Source organism: Cellulophaga tyrosinoxydans, from assembly GCF_900176415.1.
Taxonomy (GTDB): domain Bacteria; phylum Bacteroidota; class Bacteroidia; order Flavobacteriales; family Flavobacteriaceae; genus Cellulophaga; species Cellulophaga tyrosinoxydans.
This window is the reverse complement of the sequence record NZ_FWXO01000001.1, coordinates 992,626-1,011,709: the sequence shown is the minus strand read 5'-3', so window position 1 is coordinate 1,011,709 and position 19,084 is coordinate 992,626. Positions and strand designations below refer to the sequence as shown.

Below are 19,084 nucleotides of genomic sequence, written 5' to 3'. Positions count from 1 at the left end.
GTAGGAATTTTAGTAAAAAATGCATAAAAATTTGTATTTTCTACCTTTAATTTTACGCTCCATTCAAATTTAAATGACCAGACCAACTACAATTGCACAAGTCTTATTAGTACTAGATGAAATTATTGATGAGTGCATTATCTCCAACAATCGTTTAGGCTTATTTGCCTATTTATATAGAAGAACTACTGCCGAGATTTTAAAAGAAATAGAATTAGGTGGTTTTGAAAATAACGAGCAACTAGAGCAGATGGATGTTGCCTTTGCCAACCTATATCTTGATGCGTATAAAAATTTTAAAGAGGCCAAATTGGTAAGCAAATCATGGGAATTTACTTTTATAAATGCCAAGGAAACCTTAACCATTCTTCAACATTTGATGTTAGGTGTAAATGCACATATAAATTTAGATTTAGGTATTGCCACAAGCGCTACCATGAAAGGTAAAAATGTACTAGAGATAGAAACTGATTTTAATAAAGTAAATGATATACTGTTTAACATCACCAATGAGATGCAAGACAGATTGAGTCGTGTTTCACCATTACTTTTCTTAATGGATATATTGGGTAAAAATACAGATGAAAAAGTGATTGATTTTAGTATGCGAAAGGCAAGACAACAGGCATGGAATAGCACTAATCTGTTATGGGCTTTAGATGAAGATCAACAAACAAAAGCAATTGCCAAAATAGATTTACTAGTTTTAGAACTGGCAAAATTTATTAAGGAACCCAAATCTAGAGTAATAGTTTATCTTCTAAAATTTATTGGGCGCTTTGAAGAAAAAAATGTGGGAAAGATAATTACCAAATTACGGCAACCATAATCTTTAGACCAAATTATATTGTTGTGCTTTTTTTGATAAATCTATTAGGTTTTTAACATCCATTTTTCGCATTAAATTAAACCGATGCGTTTCAATGGTGCGTTTACTATTTTGTAATTTTTCGGAAATTTCTTTATTGGTTAAACCAGATAACACCAATTCTAAAATTTGGAGTTCTTTACTAGTAAGATCAAACTGATTTCCTTCAGTTTTAACGCTTTTTTGTGGCTCTGGAGAAGTTTTATTTCCACTTAATAAATTGTTAACTAACACATTTGAGATATCTCCACTAAAATATTTACCTCCCTGTTGCACGGTATGAATAGCCTTTATAAATTCAGTTTTACCAGTATCTTTCAACAAATAACCATTGGCACCCGCACTTACCGATTTTAGAATATATTCTTCAGAATCATGCATGGATAAAATAATGGTCTTTGTTGTAGTTCCTTGCTGATTTAGAGCCTCTACAGCTTCAATACCATTCATTATAGGCATTCTTATATCAATTATTAAAAGATCTGGTTTTTTTTCCTGAACGATATCAATAGCTTCTTGACCATTAGATACTTCTGCAACAACAACTAAGTCCTCTTCTTCCTCCAATAAAGCACGAATACCATCTCTCACTAGTGAATGATCATCTGCTAAAACAATACGTATGGTTTGGCCCATGTTTTTAAATATTTTTACAAATATAAACGAAAAATACGTAGTTGAATACTTAGATAAATGTCTTATAAATATTTTAAAAAAAAGCTACCACAAAAAGTGTATACTTTATGTGGCAGCATATAGAAATAATAAATTTGATAAAATTATTTCACCCCAGTATTTAAAAATTTTGGTTTGATGGTTAGCATTGCCCAGGCCCAATTTTGTCCACCAGCCGCTGCATCTTCTGTAATGCCTTTTAGCTCATACATACCATCGCTTGCAAATAACTGCGAATACCCAATCGCCAAACCATAACCTTTAAACTTCTTAGAAAACACCAAGTCTATCTCTGTGCCTAGTGATTTTTCGCCACTTGGTAATTCTTGCTCGCCACTAAAATTCAAAGCTTTTATCATTAAACTTGATGTTTCATTTAATTTAAAATTAGCGCTTACATGCACATCTACTAAACCAATTGAATTTGCATGATTGCCAACATAGAAATAATCCATAAATCCATTGAATTTATGATTGGTACCATACAAAGGAAAGAAGGCGCCTGTTTCGCCGGCGTCACCATCATTTCCACTAATTATTTCAGCACCAAGACCTAAATTAACTTTATCTGATGCTTTTACACTCAAATCTAAACTCGCCAAATAAGCCCCTTTTACATCTACTTCTCCTTGTCTTTGTCCCGTTTGCAAAAACAAATTACCCTCTAAGCCCAAAGTACCTTTCGAATAGCCCAAATGTGTTCCAAATGTTAATAAACTACTAGTGCCATCAGCAGTAATTCCATCATCTTCGTATTCTTGAAAACCATTGTTTAAGACTAATAAACTTCCTGAAAAAGCATCCCAACTTTGTTTTAAATATAGATACTGCATGGCTTTATACGAAAAGAATCCAGTAGTGCTATATTCTGTTCCAACTGATGAAAAACCAGATAAATCTGCTTTATCTTGATTAAAGGCTAAACCAACATCTAATAGAAATTTATCTTTTTCATAACTTAAAAGTGCGGCATCATGATTACGCCCTTGTTGTGCCCAATCTAGTCCCCCCATTATTCGTTGGTCATCATAAGAAATAGATTGTCTACCTATTTTGGTGGTGAACCCTGAACCTAACTTCAATTCGGCATAAGCCTCAAAAAGAGCGAATGAATTATTAGCATCTGCTGGTAATAACTGCCTGTTTTCTCCCCAAGTCATTACATCTTGCAAGCTTACATAGACTTTATATGACTCTTCAGCATAGCCGAAATTTAATCGTGCTCTTGTTGAAATTCCGTAACCCGCATCTGCGCCATCCGCGATAAGTGTACCAAAACCATGTCGATATTCGGTTCTTGGTCTAAACTCACCATCTATAGTAAATTGTGCCATTATAAATTGTGTGGTAAATAAAACCAATGCTAATACTACGTATTTTTCCTTTTTCATAATTTGAGTTTTGATTGTGTTATTTTTAAGTTTCTATTGTTTTTAATGCTCTAAAAAATCAATTAAATGTTTTCGATATTTGTAATAATCCTGATGCTGTAAAACAGATTTTCTTGTTCTAGGTCTTTCAAAATCTATGTTAAGCACGTCGCCAATTTTAGCCTTAGGACCACTAGTCATCATCACTACTCGATCGGCTAAAAAAATTGCTTCATCCACATCGTGCGTAATCATAACTGCGGTAATTTTTTCTTTATTCCATATTTCAATTAATATATCTTGTAATTCTCCACGTGTTAGAGAATCAAGCATTCCAAAAGGTTCATCAAGCAGCAATACTTTTGGTTTAATTGCAAAAGCCCTTGCGATACCAACTCTTTGCTGCATTCCTTGTGACAATTCCGTTGCTTTTTTATTGAAGGAACCATCTAATCCAACCTTGTGTAAATAATACATGGCAATATCTTTTCGCTGTGCTTTTGTGGCATGTGGAAAAACTTGATTAACACCCAAAAGAACATTTTCTAATGCTGACATCCACGGCATTAAACTTGGTGATTGGAAAATTACTCCACGATCCGGACCTGGCCCTTTTACAGGGTTCCCCATCACCGCTATGTTGCCCCCAGAAATAGGATTTAGTCCTGCAATCATTGATAGCATTGTTGTTTTTCCACAACCAGAATGCCCAATTATGGTCACAAACTCCTCTTTCATAATCTGAAGATTTAAATCTTCAAGTACCACATAATCGCCTTTTGGTGTGGGGTATACCTTTTTCAAATCTTTCAAATCGAGCATTACATTCGACGGATAAAATATTCCGTTTTCAGTATGCATTTTGTTGGTCTCTACGGTGGTTGAATTCATTTTTATTAGTTTAAAAGGTGTCTACAAAACTTTTTGGTGCCAAATCTGGCAATAGATATTCAACTTCTGAAACTGACTTTCTATCTTCACCAATAGCCATTAAATAAGCAATAATTTCATTTCTTGTTTTCATGAAACTAGCATTATCATTCAACTCTGTCTTATCGCGTGGGCGGTCTATGTCTATTATAAATTCTGGTCCTAATGTTGCATTTGGCCCTGGTTTTAAAGGAATAATCCGATCAGCCATATAAATACCTTCATCAACATCATTAGTGATTAAAAGAGCAGTACGTTTATCTTGATTCCAAATATTTAATATTTCATCTTGTAAATTACCTCTAGTTAAAGCATCCAGTGCCCCTAAGGGCTCGTCCATAATAATCATCTCTGGTTTCATCGCTAAGGCTCTTGCAACGGCAACCCTTTGTCGCATTCCTCCTGATAATTCTTTTGGTCTTTTATTTATCGCATGTGTTAAGCCAACCATTTCTACATAGCTCTCCACTCTATTTTTTATTTCTGATTTGTTTTCTTTTGGAAAAGCTTCTTTCACCGCCATAGCAACATTTTGAAAAACGGACAACCATGGCAGTAAAGAATAATTTTGAAAAATAACGCCTCGCTCGTGACTAGTGCCAACTACAGGTTCTCCTTTAAACAACACCTCTCCACTGGTAGGCTTAATAAGTCCGTTTATAAGGTTTACCAAGGTAGTTTTGCCACTCCCAGTGAATCCAACAATTGCTACAAATTCTCCTTCTTCAATTTTTAAATTGATGTTTGAAATCACTTCTGTACTATCTTTTCCTTGACCGTATGTTTTACTAACATTTTTTAACTCTAAATATGCCATAGACTAGGTTTTGAAAAGATTAAATTCCTTCGTTTTTATTGAATGATACCATTTGTTGAACCATAAGCATAAGCCTATCTAAAAGGAATCCTATTATTCCGATCACGAACATGGCAACAATAATTTTTGAATTAGAATCATTCGCACCATTTTGAAATTCTTCCCAAACAAATAATCCTAAACCTGGGCTCTGTGCTAATAATTCAATCGCAATTAATACCATCCATGCAACAGAAAGGGTAATCCGTAATCCTGTAAAGATTAGAGGTAATGACGATGGCAGAATAACCTTAAATACCTTTTGAAAGGTGCCAAGTTTTAGAACTTTAGCCACATTTATGTAGTCTTTATCTACTGATGAAACACCCATTGCTGTATTTACCAGTGTTGCCCACATAGCGCATAACCCTACACTAATAAAGGAGATTACAAAAGCATTATCTGAGCTTGCTCCAATGTATAACGTTTTTACGATCATAAAAACAAGCAAGTACCAAACAACAGGTGATACTGGTTTAAAAATTTGAATAAACCAGTTAAAAGCACTGCGTAATGATGGGCTTAAACCGATAATAATTCCGATTGGAACAGCGATTAAGAGGGCTAATAAAAATCCTGCAAAAACAGTTTTTATACTCGTTAAAATGGTATCTACAAATGATGCTCTACCAGTATATACAATAGCATCTTTACCTTGTGCAACTAGTTTTGCATTTGTTGCGGCCATTTTTGTAGCAAAAGCCTCTTTTTTTGCATTTATTAATTTATGGTCTGCGATAAGCGATTGAAAAGAAGCCCAAACCTGAGTTGGAGAAGGTAATGTGTTAGGCTGACAACTACTATCACCAGAAGCTATACATGCTTTTTCTGCATCGGCTGCTTCTTGCCCCTGTTCATTGAGTGCTTTTTCAATTTTATAGGCCGCTTCTTTATTGTAAAGTGCTTTAGATCCTAAGTGCCATAAACCCAAGAACAAAAGAATGGAAACTAGCGTGATTCCAGTTTTTTTCAAAGATTTTAACACTTTTGCCTTTTCAAATTTTGATTTTAAAAATGAGGCTATAGGTTTTAAAAAGGAAAGTTTATCGCTTTCTTTTTGTAATATAATTTCTTGTTCCATCTTTTGTTCTTTTGCTTGTTTACAGTATTATTTAGTCTTTATTCCCAATAGCAAAACTGTTGATGTACCCAATAGGATCTTTAGCATCAAAGGTGTTTCCATCAATAAAGTCTGCTGTTGCCGGCTTATAACCATCAGTCTCTGGCACATCAGACGCTGGGATTTTACCTTCAGCTACTAGTAAGTCTGCTGCTTTTTTCCATACGTCTGGTCTGTAAATGTCTTTGATAGTTTCTTGGTACCATGCAGCTGGTTTTGCTTCTGGTATTTGTCCCCATCTACGCATTTGAGTTAAGAACCATATTCCATCAGAATAAAAAGGATATGTTGCATTGTATTTATAAAAGACATTGAAATCTGGCATAGAACGTTTATCTCCTTTTTCAAATTCAAAAGTACCTGTCATTGAATTTGCCAATACTTCTTCTGGTGCTCCTACGTATTGAGACATAGATAATATTTTAACCGCTTCAGCTCTATTCTCTGGTTCGTCTAACCATTTTCCTGCTCTAATTAAGGCTTTAGTAACCGCTATTGCAGTATTAGGATTGTCGTTAATAAACTTCTCAGTCATCACGAATACTTTCTCTGGGTTGTTTTTCCAGATATCATAATTAGTAACCACAGGAACGCCAATACCTTTAAAAACTGCTTGCTGATTCCAAGGTTCGCCTACACAATACCCGTAAATAGTACCTGATTCTAAAGTTGCTGGCATTTGTGGCGGAGGAGTAACAGATAGTAAAACCTCAGCATCAATTTGTCCTTGAACATTTTCTGCAGTGTACATTCCTGGATTTATCCCTGCAGCTGCTAACCAGTATCTTATTTCATAATTATGTGTGGAAACCGGAAAAACCATCCCCATTTTAAAAGGTTTTCCGCTGTTCTTATATTCTGTAATTACTGGTTTTAAAGCATCCGCTTTTATAGGATGTACTGGTAGGCCATCCTTATCAACTGGCACATTTGGTTTCATTTTAGACCAAACATCATTGGACACAGTAATCGCATTTCCATTTAAATCCATTGAAAAAGTGGTTACTAATTTGGCTTGCCGTCCAAAACCTGCACCTGCAGCAATAGGTTGTCCTGCTAACATATGCGAACCGTCTAATTGTCCGTCAATAACTCTATCTAAAACATTTTTCCAATTAGATTGTGCTTCAACAGAAACAAAAAGTCCTTCATCTTCAAAAAAGCCCTTTTCCTTAGCAATCGCTAAAGGAGCCATATCTGTTAATTTTATAAATCCGAAGGTTAATTGTGGCTTTTCAATTTCTAGAGAAATTGCATTTAGTTGTTCTGAAGAAACTTCCTTAGTTTTCTTTTCTTTACCACCACAAGCTGCTAATAAAAGCAATGCCGCAAAAGAAAGTGATACTTTTTTAATTACATGTTTCATAATTGATTATTTATAGTTTTCTACGTATTTATACTTATTTAAGCAAATATATAAGTACTTCTATTTATTTTTTATGAAATAACCCATAACTAAACCTCTTTTTATAACAGTGTATTTCCTGCTAAAAATCATATTTTCATCGTAATTAATTGATTTTTAATGACATAAAAAAAATAAAGGATTACGTACGTATACGTAATCCTTTATTTGTTTTATGTCATTTCAGGATGCTATAAAATTGCTTTTATAAATCGAGATAAAAATTGTGCTCTGAAATTTCTTTTTTAAGAAGTTCTAAATTGGTAATCCCAATTTTCTTGCCCTTTGCGTGTATTAATTTTTCCTTCTTTAAGCTGGAAAATATTCGAATAACCTGTTCTTCTGTAGTACCTGCAAAATCTGCATATTCTCTTCGGCTTAAAGCCAGGTTTAAAAAACCGTTATTATCTTTAAATTTTCTATGAATGTAAAGCAATGTATCTACAACGCGCTCTCGAACCGTCATTTGAGATATGGATTTAACTTTTGCTTCGCTTCTGTTTAATTCATCTGCATAGAATAGCATTAAATCATAAGCAAAAGCAGCGTTATTTTTTAAGGCATTTTGCAGACTATCTTTTGAGAAATAACATAAAACTGTATGCTCCAAAGCCATTGCTCCAATGGAATAATATTCCTTAGTTCCAAAGCCACGATGTCCAATTATTTCTCCTTCTTTAGCAAAACGAACAATTTGTTCTTTACCATTAATACCAGTACTATACACCTTAACTTTTCCTTTCAAAATAAAGAAAAGACCAGTAACAGGTGCGCCTTCCATTATAAACTGCTGACCTTTTTTACAAGAAATAGTAGTCTTAGCTTCAGAAAATACAGCTATTTGCTGTGAGAAGGTGTTTTTGTTTATTAAACAATTTGTATTTAAACAATTTTCACACGTATTCTTCAAAGAGCTTAGTCTCCGAGTTTGTTCATATCGTTTATGTACTGTTGAAGTAGTCAAATGTTAGTTTTAATATTATTTATCCGCTAAAAGCACATTCAATTTATTTGAAGCGACAACTTCCTCTGAACCCGTAAATTTAATTGCTAATGATACTAATGCAGCTAGCAATATACAGCCTCCAATTAAAAAATATCCTGCTGAAACTGCCGAAGCTGATGCTGCGGTTTGGGCTGCCTTCATTGCTTCTTCACCCAATCCATTACTTTTAATAAGTGCCGAACTTTCTGCCACCGCGGATTTGGATTTTAGCAAAATTGCTGCTAAAAAAGCACCTACATTACCTCCTGCACCAACAATACCCGAAATAGAACCAATTGCTTTTTTATTAATAAATGGTACAACCGAAAAAGTAGCACCTTCTGCCATTTGCACCGTTAAACTAAATGCTATTAAAAAAACCATTCCTACTGCAATACTTGTTGTCATAGAGAAAAATGATAACATTAAACCCTCAGCTCCTAACATTACTGCTAAAAACAATACACGCCCTCGAACTCCTTTAGTATTTCCGAATTTATCACCAAAATATCCCCCTAGTGTTCTTGCAAAAATATTCATCAAGGCAAAAGACAAAACAAGATTCCCGGCAAAGGTTCTGTCTAGCCCAAATCTATTTTGTAGGTAATCATCCATAGTACCATAAACAGTCAATTCTATACCGAAACAAGCTGCATATACAAAAAACAAAATCCAAACGCGGTAATCTTTTAATACACTTGAAAAAGAAGCTTCATCCTTTTTTAATACAGGCATTTCTCCTTTTTCCTTTAATTCTTGAAAATTACCTTCTGGGGTATCTTGAGTAAAAAAGTAATAAACTAAACCCATTGCTAAACAAAGGATTCCTGCAATTACCATAGAATATCTCCAAGCAATTTCATCTGCAACCCCAAAACTTACCACCGCCGCTGCTATCAAAGGCATTCCTAAACGGTTAGCTCCACCACCTAAATTTCCCCAACCGGCAGAAGTAGCATTTGCGGTACCTACAATATTTGGGGCAAACATAATTGAGGTATGAAATTGTGTAATTACGAATGATGCACCAATAAACCCAATAAATAATCTACATACCATAAATTGCAAAGGGGTTTGTACAAAACCTAGTAATATAACTGGAATGGCACCGAATACTAACAAATACGTATAACACAATCTAGGACCATACTTATCGCATAATTTGCCAATGGCCAAACGTGCGAATACAGTACCAGATACTGCTAGAATAATTGAGTTCCACTTTTGTGATGGTGTTAGACCTAAATCTTTAACCACGTCGGGCATAAAAGGTACGATGCCAAACCAAGCAAAAAAGCAAAGAAAGAATGCCAAAGAAGTGATCCAGAAGGTTCGCATTTGAACACTTTTAAAATCGCGTAGGTTTAATTTCGTTGCTTTATTAGATCTATAACTTTTCATAATTATCGGATTATTAGATTATCATAGGTGCTCTTGATATATCAAAATTAAGTATTAATACGTATTTTTACGTAATTATTTGATAGATTTTTTACTATAAATACGTATTTTTAGAGTAGAAGTAATAATTCCGAAAGAATTCTAAGAATAATATAATAAAGTGATGTGTGATTTATTAAATCCATTCCTGGGCAGCTAAAACCGATGATACTAACTTAACTGAAACCGATATGAGGACTAATATCTGGATCAAGGCAGAACCATACATATTAGCCCAATCGGCGATTAAATACAATTTCTGATTTAGTAATTGGAGTGTAGTACCCGTTGTAAATCTTCCTCAAAAAACGATGAATGTTCTGCTACCACATCGCCTATTACAATAATACCTGGAAGCGTAATATCTATTTGATGAAGTATGGAAGTACAATCATTTAAAACGCCTGTAATACAAGTTTCATTTTCTAAAGTGCCATTTTGTATAACGGCAAAAGGGGTAAGCTTACTGCGATGCTTGGCAATTTCCACCGCTATTTCTTTAAATTTTCTAACTCCCATAAGTATAACTAAGGTTGCCGAAGATTTTGCTGCTAATGCTAAATCTTCAGAAAAAGAACCATCTCTTTTTGTTGCAGTCATTACCCAAAAACTACTGCTAATTCCTCTCCGCGTAACTGGTATGCCTTGACTAGCAGGAACTGCAATAGCACTGCTTACTCCCGGAACAACTTCCACCGGAATTCCAAAAGATTCTACATACTCAATTTCTTCACTGGCACGACCAAAAACAAAAGGATCTCCTCCTTTTAATCGTACAACATGACCATACCTAAAGGCATTTTCAATAATCATTCTATTTATAGCATCCTGATTGCATGAGTGCTTTCCGCATCTTTTGCCTACGTATATTTTCGGAATACGATCATCAATTTCCTCTAGCAGTTCTTTACAAATAAGGGCATCATATAAGATAACATCCGCAGCTTGTAAAGCTTTAAATCCTCTGCGGGTTATAAGGTCACTACTCCCAGGGCCAGCACCTACTAAACTTACTTTTGGCAAAACAGATGTGATCATAATTTCTAAATTTTAGCACGAACAATTATTAATATGACAACAAAACTACGTATTTATTTTTATAAAATTACATAATATATACGTAATTATACGTATTATTGCTACGTAATATCTAAATCAGTACGTATGAAAACCGTAATTGTTATTGGAAATGGAATGGTAGGTTACAAGTTTTGTGAAAAATTTGTAGCTAAGCAAGAAAGCAAAAATTACCAAATACTAGTTTTTGGAGAAGAACCAAGACCTGCCTATGATCGAGTACACCTGAGTGAATACTTTGAAAATCAAGATGCCAAAGCCCTAGAAATGGCTTCAGCTAGCTGGTATACTGAAAATGGTATTCAATTAGTAATTGGGGAGCGTGTTTCAGATATTCATAGAGAAGACAAAAAAATAATAACAGCTAAAAATCGTGAGTTCTATTACGACTATTTAGTATTAGCAACCGGATCTTCTGCTTTCGTGCCTCCAATAAAGGGTGTTGAAAAAGATGGAGTCTTTGTTTACAGAACAATTGAAGATTTAGAAGGTATGCTAGCTTATGCTGCTACATTAAAAGCAAAAAATCCGAATGCAAAAGCAGCAGTATTAGGCGGGGGTCTCCTTGGCCTTGAAGCAGGAAAAGCAGTTATGGATATGGGGCTAGAACCTCATATTGTAGAGTTTGCTCCTAAACTAATGCCTAGACAATTAGACTCTAGAAGTAGTCAAGTATTACAATTAAAATTAGAATCTATAGGCCTACATATACATTTAAGTAAAGCTACCAACCAAATTTTAGGCGATAAATCCATAACCGGATTAGAATTTGGCGAAGATGATGTTTTAGATGTTGAAATGTTGATAATATCTGCTGGTATACGCCCACGAGATGAACTCGGAAAAGCAAGTGGTTTAACCATGGGTGTGCGCGGAGGTATTGTTGTTGATAATAAAATGCTGACCTCTGACCCAAGTATTTATGCTATTGGAGAAATTGCTTTATACAATCAAATGATCTATGGCTTAGTTGCTCCTGGTTATGAAATGGCTTCTGTTGCAGTTGATCAAATTCTTGGAAAAACTGAAAGCTTAATGGCAGAAGAAATAGATATGTCGACTAAACTAAAACTAATAGGCGTTGATGTGGCAAGTTTTGGGGAACCTTTCATGCCTGCAACTAAAGGACATTCTGTAATTTTTGAAAATAAAACGCAGTATTTATATAAGCGAATTAATGTTAGCCTTGATGGCAAAAAACTACTAGGAGGAATTTTAGTAGGTGATGCGACGGACTATAATATGTTACATCAAATTTATTTAAACGGAATGGCGATACCTTCCGATCCCTCAAAATTAATATTACCTGCTAGTGAAGGCGGAGCCTCGTTTGGTAGTGCAATGGATCTACCCGATTCTGCAGTTATTTGTTCTTGCGAAGCTGTAACTAAAGGTCAAGTATGTTGCTCAGTAAAAGATGATGGAAATGAAACGGTTAAAGATGTGGCAAAAGCTACAAAAGCAACTACAGGTTGTGGTGGTTGCAAACCAATGGTAACAGATTTAGTGAATGAAACCCTAAAATCGCTTGGTAAAGTGGTGAAAGAGCGTATATGCGAACATTTTGATTATTCGCGACAAGAATTATACGATATCGTAAAAATGAAGGATATTCATGACTATGATGAATTATTAGATACGCATGGGAAAGGAAATGGTTGTGAAATTTGCAAACCTGTAGCAGCCTCCATATTTGCAAGTATCTATAATGAAACCGCCAATAAACAAGATACAATACAAGATTCTAATGACCGATTTTTAGCTAATATTCAACGCAACGGAACCTATTCGGTTGTCCCAAGAGTAGCGGGAGGTGAAATTACTCCAAATCAAATGATTGCCATGGGAAGAATAGCTCAAAAGTACGACTTGTATACCAAAATAACTGGTGGGCAACGTATTGATATGTTTGGAGCCAAACTACATGAATTACCACTAATTTGGGAAGAGTTAATTGCCGAAGGTTTTGAAACCGGACAAGCTTATGGTAAATCCTTACGTACCGTAAAAAGTTGCGTTGGTTCTACATGGTGTAGATACGGTATGGATGAGAGTGTGAGTTTTGCAATAGAAATAGAAAATAGATACAAAGGTATACGTTCTCCGCATAAATTTAAAGGTGGTGTTTCTGGATGTATTCGCGAATGCGCAGAAGCACGAGGAAAAGATTTTGGCTTTATTGCTGTTGAAGGCGGTTGGAATATCTACATCTGTGGAAATGGTGGTGCAACGCCTAAACATGCAGTTCTATTGGCCGAAAAAGTAGATAAAGCTACGGCTATAAAATATGTGGATAGGTTTTTAATGTACTACATAAGAACGGCACAGCCTTTAATGCGTACTGCCACTTGGTTGGACAAATTAGAGGGAGGAATAGATTATGTAAAAGATGTTGTCATAAATGACTGTTTGGGTATAGTAGACCAACTAGACAATGAAATGCAATACATGGTGGACACCTACAAGTGCGAATGGAAAGAAGCTGTTGAAAACCCTGAAATTAGAGCAAAATACACTCATTTTATAAATTCTGAAGAAACTGATGAAAATATTGAATTTGTTTCATTAAGAGAACAAAAAATGCCTGCTCCTTGGGCTTAGTAATAAAACTGTTGAATTAAAAACCTTTTATAATGATCCATACAATTTTAAAAGAATATACAACCACATCATTAGAAACTGTATCTGTTTGGTTTAAAGCAGCAGAAACTTCTAAATTTCCAAAAAATGGAGGTGCTTGTGTTAAATATAAAAACAAACAAATAGCTGTTTTTAATTTTACTCGCGAAGGCAAATGGTATGCCTGCCAAAATTTATGTCCACATAAAATGGAAATGGTATTGTCAAGAGGAATGATTGGTGAGGATATGGGAACACCCAAAGTTGCCTGTCCGCTGCATAAAAACACTTTTTCATTAGAAACTGGAGAAAATTTAAATGGCTCGTTAGATGCTATTGCAACTTATCCTGTAAAAATAGAAAATGGCTTTGTGTATATTGGTTTTTCTGAATAGCTTTGGAGCAAACCCAAAGTACATATGGCAACAACAGAAAAATTGCTAAAAGCTTTTGAGCTTTTTGATAAAGCTAATAATCAAGATCCTAATAGAGAAGAATTTCAAGGTAAAGAATATGCTAAGGAGGTTTTGTATGCTATTAGAATGACCAACAAGCTTAATTCTTTTGCGCCAAAAGCTTCTGAAGCTATGCAACTGACAGCACGTTGCCAACATATTTGCCGCTGGGAAATTCCAAGAGACTCATATGAGATGAACCGAGTTGGCTATTTAAAATGGAGACAGGACTTAAAAAAATTTCATGCGGCAAAGGCAAGTGAAATTCTAAAAGAGGTTGGTTATGATGATCAGACAATACATAAGGTGGCTTTTCTATTAGAGAAAAAACAATTAAAGAAAAATGAAGAGACTCAAACTCTAGAAGATGTTATTTGTTTGGTATTTTTAGAGTATTATTTTGAACCTTTTGCCTTAAAATATTCAGAAGATAAATTAATTGATATTCTTCAGAAAACATGGAAAAAAATGTCTGAAAAAGGACAAGAAGCAGCTTTAAAACTCCCTTTATCTAAAGATGCTCTAGCACTTGTTGGAAAGGCTTTGAATGGGTAAAAAAATCTTTTGTAATTTAAAGAATTACAACATACATGAGTGATGAAAAATTTGAGCAACCATTAGAAACTACTACCTTTTTGAGAATTCGGAAATGGTATTTACTTGCACTTGCAGGTATTGCTTTAACTATTATTGCCGCTCAAATTTTAGTACAGGTTCATTTAAACTCCCAATTAAACGACTCTCGAGTTATAAACGTGGCTGGTAGGCAACGTGCTTATAGTCAAAAGTTGGTGAAAGAAGTTTTCTTGTTGAAAGAATCGGCTAACCCATCTGAAAAGAATAAGATTCTAAGCGATATTCAAAACACGCTTACTATTTGGAGTACGTCGCATAAGGCGCTTCAATTTGGTAATGACTCCATGGAGATACCTAAGGAAACGCACAAGGATATTCTTGCGCTTTTTAAAAAGCTAAATCCGCATCATTCCAACATGGTTAGTGCGGCAAATAACATAATTACTTCATCCAATCCAACGGATATAGGTTTTAAAACCAATTTGAAAGTACTATTGGATAATGAACAGGTTTTTTTAAATCTGATGGATACTATCGTTAATGAATATGATATTCGCAGTAAGGCTCAACTTGAAAATTTAAAATTTAAGGAGTATTTACTAGTTGCCTTTTCCCTATTGATTTTATTACTAGAAATACTTTTAATTTTTAGACCTCTTTCTATTCAGATTCGGAATACGATTTCAAAATTAACAAAAAGTCAAAAAGAGTCTAATGCCAATACCCAGAAAATTCAGCAGCTGTACCAAGAAAAAGAAAAATCGCTCCAAGAACTACAAGAATTAAACTTTGTAATAGATAATGCTGCTTTATTTGCCAGTGCTAAGAATGATGGTGGCGTTGTGTTTATTAGTAAAAAATTTCAAGAACTTTTAGGTTGTTCAACTGCCGATTTATCTAAACCTTTATCAGAGCTATTAACTTCAAACGAGGGGCAACAGCAGTATTTAAAAGAAATTTTAAAGAGTAATATTAAAAGCATTCGTACAGAAGAAATTAAAATACAAACCAAGAGAGGTGATAATATATGGCTAGACATGTCGATAATTCCTCTGCATCAATCTAGTAAAAAACAAAGTATATTAATTCTATGTTCAGACATATCAGAACGAAAAGAAAATCAAGCTAAAGTAGAGCTATTAACCAAACAAAATTTTGAAGACAAAATGCTTCAAAAAAAGCTTCAAGCGAGTCAGGTTGTAGAAGGTCAAGAAGAAGAACGCAAGCGTATTGCAAAAGACATTCATGATGGAATTGGTCAAATGCTTACGGCGCTTAAATTTAATATTGAATCCATTAATTTAGAAAATACAGAAAAGACTGTTGAAAAAATAGCCTACCTTAAAAATCTGTGTGCAGATTTAATAAAAGGGGTGCGTACTGCAACTTTTAACTTAACTCCGCCAGAACTAAAAGATCATGGCATTGTTCCGGCATTGCATAAAATGACTACCGAATTATCTAAATTAACTGGGAAGAATATTCTTTTTGACAATAAAACAGAAGATCAAATTCGTTTTGACTCTTTAGCGGAAACAAATATTTATAGGGTTGCTCAAGAAGCAGTTAATAATGCCATAAAGTACGCCAATGCCAATTATATTCTCTTAACAATTAACTATAGCGCTGATTTACTAAGTGTGGTGATAGATGATGATGGCGACGGATTTGACTCCAGTATTTTAGAAAATAGACCCAAGAATAATAGCGAAGGTGGTATGGGGCTTTTTTATATGAAAGAACGTATAAGCTATATTAATGGCCGCTTATTTATACATTCTGAACCTGGAAAAGGAACCCGAATTACCATAAATTATAAAACAGATAACACGGAAAATACTTTAAATTTATAGGCCTTAATCATGTACTAATGAAAATACGAATTAGAGGAAACACCATACGATATAGACTTACTAAAAGTGAAGTAGAAAAATTTTGTGAAACTGGTTTTTTTGAGGAACAAACCAATTTCGCATCTGCTATTTTTAAGTATCAAATAAAAACCAAAAAAGACATTTCTGCTCTTGAGGCCGATTTTTCTAATAATACCATTACTGTATTTTTTCCAGAAAAAAATGCAGAAAACTGGGCAGTGAATAATACTGTTGGTTTCGATGCTACTTATACAACCGAAAAAGGAGTTGATTTATATATTCTTGTTGAAAAAGATTTTGTTTGTATGGATGAAACCGTAGAAGACCAATCTGATAATTATCCAAATCCGAAGGCATAATTTCTTAAACACCTTTACAGATATAAAATAGTACGCAATTAGTAATGGTCAATGCTTTATAGCTTACCCGAATAGAATATAAAGTTAAGGTGTATAACTATTAAAAGAATGCTAGATGCAACACCTTTGGCAAACAATGCTAAACCTTTTAGGGTTATTTTATTTATTTAGCATTTAATTGTTTCATAATATCTTCTAACATTTCAACTTGTACTTGCTGAATGGTCAAAAGTTCTTCTTGTTGGTGTATAATTAGATGATCTATTTTTTCATGTAAGGTTCGTATTTCTAATTCGGCCTTAAGATTTACCATATAATCTTTTTGCGCACGTTCTCTGTCTTTTTCCTCTTGCCTGTTTTGGCTCATCATAATCACTGGAGCCTGTAGTGCAGCCAAACAAGACAAGATTAAATTTAGAAGAATAAATGGATATGGATCAAATCCTTTATTAACAAGAAAAACAATATTGGAAATTATCCATATAGCAATGAATAATGCAAAAATAATTATGAATTTCCAGCTGCCTCCAAATGCTGCAACCCTATCTGCTAAACGCTGGCCAATAGTATATTCAGAATCATCATCTGTTTGCGCATCATTAGTAGAAATAATTTCGCCGTCTTGTATGGTTTTCAACACATCTTTCTCCAAACTTGTAAGCTCTCCAACCTCCTTAATTAAATAGGTAGAAAGGTATTTTTGTCTATATAAATTAAGTTCTGAAACAGCAATAAAACTTTTTCTATTAAAATTTGGATGGTCTTTTATAATTAAATCAAAAATAGATTTCCGAATTGTGTTTGCTTTAATTTGTTCATTTATGGGGAATTCTTTTTGCGAAATAGCACTTATAAATGTTTTCATCTGCTCACTTTTATGGTATTTAAATTTAGCGATTACAACGAATAAACAACTGAAATGTAATATTCTTTTCTAATATTTAAATGGTTTTAATCCATCCGAATTTTTCTTTAATTATGTCATCTTTCTCTTTTGCCAAAAAGTTCAACAAAGCTTTTGATGCAGGGGATAATTTTTTAGATTTTAACCAGATAAGATTCCAAGTTGTTATTATTGGTAAACCTTTAATTGGAAAAATTTGAACATCTTTATTTTTGAGCTCGTTTTTTATTCCAATTAGCGGCATTATGGAACCTCCTAATCCTGAAATTACAGCTTGTTTTACTGCTTCATTAGAAGTAAGTTCAATTTTTTTTCGTACAGAAAATTGATTTTTAGAAATGAAACTTTCCATAGCATTTCTTGTTGCAGACCCTTGCTCTCTATAAATTAATGGTAAATTTTCAAAAAGCATTTTTTTGGTAGGCTTTTTTGCAAATTTTATTTCATTGCTTCCAATATAATAAAGTTTGTTAGGCATCAGTTCAATTCTATTTATCTTCAACTTTTTTGGTAAAACTGAAACTAATGCAAAGTCTGCCTCATTCAATTCAATACTTTCAATAACTTTCGCTTTATTGGTAACATCCATAATTAAATCAACACCTGGATTATTTTTCATAAAGTCAGCTAAAAAATAAGGCATTACATATTTACCTGTAGATACGATAGATATTTTTAATCTTCCTGAAAGCTCACCTTGATATGCTAGGGTTTTATAATTAATAGCATAAACTTCATTAATTATTTTTTCTGCCGCTAGCGCTATTTCTTTTCCAAAATCTGTTATATAAATTTTTCTCCCTACCACTTCTGTAAGCGGTATAGGAAACTGTTCTTGAAAATTTTTAAGCTGTATAGAAACTGCTGGTTGAGTTAAATGTAACTCTTCAGAAGCCTTTGTTATGCTCTGAATTTGAGCGATCTTCAAGAATATTTGTAATTGATGTAAAGTATAATTCATAAAAATATTTTATATATATGATAACTAATATAAATAAAAATAAATGAATATTATATATAATATTTGCGCTCAAGTTTGAAAATTCAAATACTATTAATTTTTAAAAAACAAAAAAAATGGAAACTAAAGAATTAGTAAAGACAGCAAAAACAACACAAAAAATTCAATTAGTAAAAGGTGATTTTACACCATCAGAGGCGTCAGACGTAGTTACTGCATTAATCGATCAAAAGATAAATTTTCATAAAATACAACGCTTGCAACTTTGGGAAGGAAATCATAAATGTGAGACGGATCAACTGGATGGTCGAATAAAAGAGCTGGAAGAGGAAAAAAGAATGGCTAAAGAATATATAGATGCAGCAAGATCTGGAGGACAACGTCTGAAAATAAATGGAATCCTTGAAATTACTGTGTCAGAATAATTTTATAACTAACATACTTTAGAAAAATATGAAATATAATAAGTCAATAATAGCGTCTTTTATAGGTATAGGTATTCTGCTTTTTTTTATTGCATTGTCCTATTTTAATAATCAGCTTTTCTTCGAAAAATTACTTGTTTGCAGTTCTATATTGGGCATTATTTTTTTAATAAAAATAAATGGGG

Annotated in this window: 18 protein-coding genes; 7 read left to right on the top strand and 11 right to left on the bottom strand. The window is 33.7% G+C overall.

Annotated elements, in window-relative coordinates; translation table 11 throughout:
* Positions 1-73: 73 nt before the first annotated feature.
* Complete coding sequence (locus B8963_RS04570; protein WP_084060226.1) at positions 74-829, top strand: DUF5995 family protein; 756 nt, start codon at positions 74-76, stop codon at positions 827-829.
* 3 nt (positions 830-832) lie between these two features.
* On the opposite strand, the gene B8963_RS04565 is transcribed toward B8963_RS04570, so the two are convergent.
* From B8963_RS04565 to cobA, 9 genes are all read right to left on the bottom strand, one after another.
* The gene (locus tag B8963_RS04565; protein ID WP_084060225.1) at positions 833-1,504 is read right to left on the bottom strand and encodes a response regulator transcription factor; all 672 of its coding nucleotides are present in this window, start codon (positions 1,502-1,504) and stop codon (positions 833-835) included.
* Between the two features lie 143 nt (positions 1,505-1,647).
* Entirely contained in the window at positions 1,648-2,934 is a 1,287-nt protein-coding gene (locus tag B8963_RS04555; protein ID WP_084060223.1) for an alginate export family protein, read from the bottom strand.
* Positions 2,935-2,976: 42 nt separating this feature from the next.
* Positions 2,977-3,804 (bottom strand): ABC transporter ATP-binding protein, encoded by an 828-nt coding sequence (locus B8963_RS04550; RefSeq protein WP_084060222.1) that lies wholly within the window; start codon positions 3,802-3,804, stop codon positions 2,977-2,979.
* Positions 3,805-3,814: 10 nt separating this feature from the next.
* Positions 3,815-4,660, bottom strand: coding sequence for an ABC transporter ATP-binding protein (locus B8963_RS04545; RefSeq protein ID WP_084060221.1), 846 nt, complete (start codon positions 4,658-4,660; stop codon positions 3,815-3,817).
* 19 nt (positions 4,661-4,679) lie between these two features.
* The gene (locus B8963_RS04540; protein ID WP_084060220.1) at positions 4,680-5,780 is read right to left on the bottom strand and encodes an ABC transporter permease; all 1,101 of its coding nucleotides are present in this window, start codon (positions 5,778-5,780) and stop codon (positions 4,680-4,682) included.
* A 31-nt stretch (positions 5,781-5,811) separates the two neighbouring features.
* On the bottom strand, positions 5,812-7,185 hold the full coding sequence (locus tag B8963_RS04535; protein WP_084060219.1) for a CmpA/NrtA family ABC transporter substrate-binding protein: 1,374 nt from the start codon (positions 7,183-7,185) through the stop codon (positions 5,812-5,814).
* A gap of 244 nt (positions 7,186-7,429) precedes the next feature.
* A complete protein-coding gene (locus B8963_RS04530; protein ID WP_234989607.1) occupies positions 7,430-8,188 on the bottom strand; it encodes a Crp/Fnr family transcriptional regulator in 759 nt (252 codons plus the stop codon).
* A gap of 15 nt (positions 8,189-8,203) precedes the next feature.
* A complete protein-coding gene (locus B8963_RS04525; RefSeq protein ID WP_084060218.1) occupies positions 8,204-9,610 on the bottom strand; it encodes an MFS transporter in 1,407 nt (468 codons plus the stop codon).
* Between the two features lie 303 nt (positions 9,611-9,913).
* Complete coding sequence (cobA, locus tag B8963_RS04520; RefSeq protein WP_084060217.1) at positions 9,914-10,687, bottom strand: uroporphyrinogen-III C-methyltransferase; 774 nt, start codon at positions 10,685-10,687, stop codon at positions 9,914-9,916.
* Positions 10,688-10,813: 126 nt separating this feature from the next.
* Between cobA and nirB the strand changes: the two genes are divergently transcribed.
* From nirB to B8963_RS04495, 5 genes are read left to right on the top strand one after another with little or no spacing between them, the layout of a single operon-like run.
* Positions 10,814-13,327: a nitrite reductase large subunit NirB gene (gene nirB, locus B8963_RS04515; protein ID WP_084060216.1), complete on the top strand. Its 2,514-nt coding sequence runs from the start codon at positions 10,814-10,816 to the stop codon at positions 13,325-13,327.
* Between the two features lie 32 nt (positions 13,328-13,359).
* Positions 13,360-13,740 (top strand): nitrite reductase small subunit NirD, encoded by a 381-nt coding sequence (nirD, locus tag B8963_RS04510; RefSeq protein ID WP_084060215.1) that lies wholly within the window; start codon positions 13,360-13,362, stop codon positions 13,738-13,740.
* A gap of 24 nt (positions 13,741-13,764) precedes the next feature.
* The gene (locus B8963_RS04505) at positions 13,765-14,355 is read left to right on the top strand and encodes a DUF4202 domain-containing protein (RefSeq protein ID WP_084060214.1); all 591 of its coding nucleotides are present in this window, start codon (positions 13,765-13,767) and stop codon (positions 14,353-14,355) included.
* Positions 14,356-14,390: 35 nt separating this feature from the next.
* Positions 14,391-16,229 (top strand): PAS domain-containing sensor histidine kinase, encoded by a 1,839-nt coding sequence (locus B8963_RS04500; RefSeq protein WP_084060213.1) that lies wholly within the window; start codon positions 14,391-14,393, stop codon positions 16,227-16,229.
* A 17-nt stretch (positions 16,230-16,246) separates the two neighbouring features.
* The gene (locus B8963_RS04495; protein WP_084060212.1) at positions 16,247-16,609 is read left to right on the top strand and encodes a DUF7009 family protein; all 363 of its coding nucleotides are present in this window, start codon (positions 16,247-16,249) and stop codon (positions 16,607-16,609) included.
* Between the two features lie 163 nt (positions 16,610-16,772).
* Here B8963_RS04495 and B8963_RS04490 read toward each other — a convergent pair whose 3' ends face one another.
* On the bottom strand, positions 16,773-17,474 hold the full coding sequence (locus tag B8963_RS04490; protein WP_084060211.1) for a DUF1003 domain-containing protein: 702 nt from the start codon (positions 17,472-17,474) through the stop codon (positions 16,773-16,775).
* A gap of 76 nt (positions 17,475-17,550) precedes the next feature.
* Positions 17,551-18,474, bottom strand: a complete 924-nt coding sequence (locus B8963_RS04485) for a LysR family transcriptional regulator (protein WP_084060210.1) — start codon at positions 18,472-18,474, stop codon at positions 17,551-17,553.
* A gap of 116 nt (positions 18,475-18,590) precedes the next feature.
* On the opposite strand from B8963_RS04485, the gene B8963_RS04480 reads away from it, so the two are divergent.
* A complete protein-coding gene (locus B8963_RS04480; RefSeq protein WP_084060209.1) occupies positions 18,591-18,899 on the top strand; it encodes a hypothetical protein in 309 nt (102 codons plus the stop codon).
* Positions 18,900-19,084: the final 185 nt, after the last annotated feature.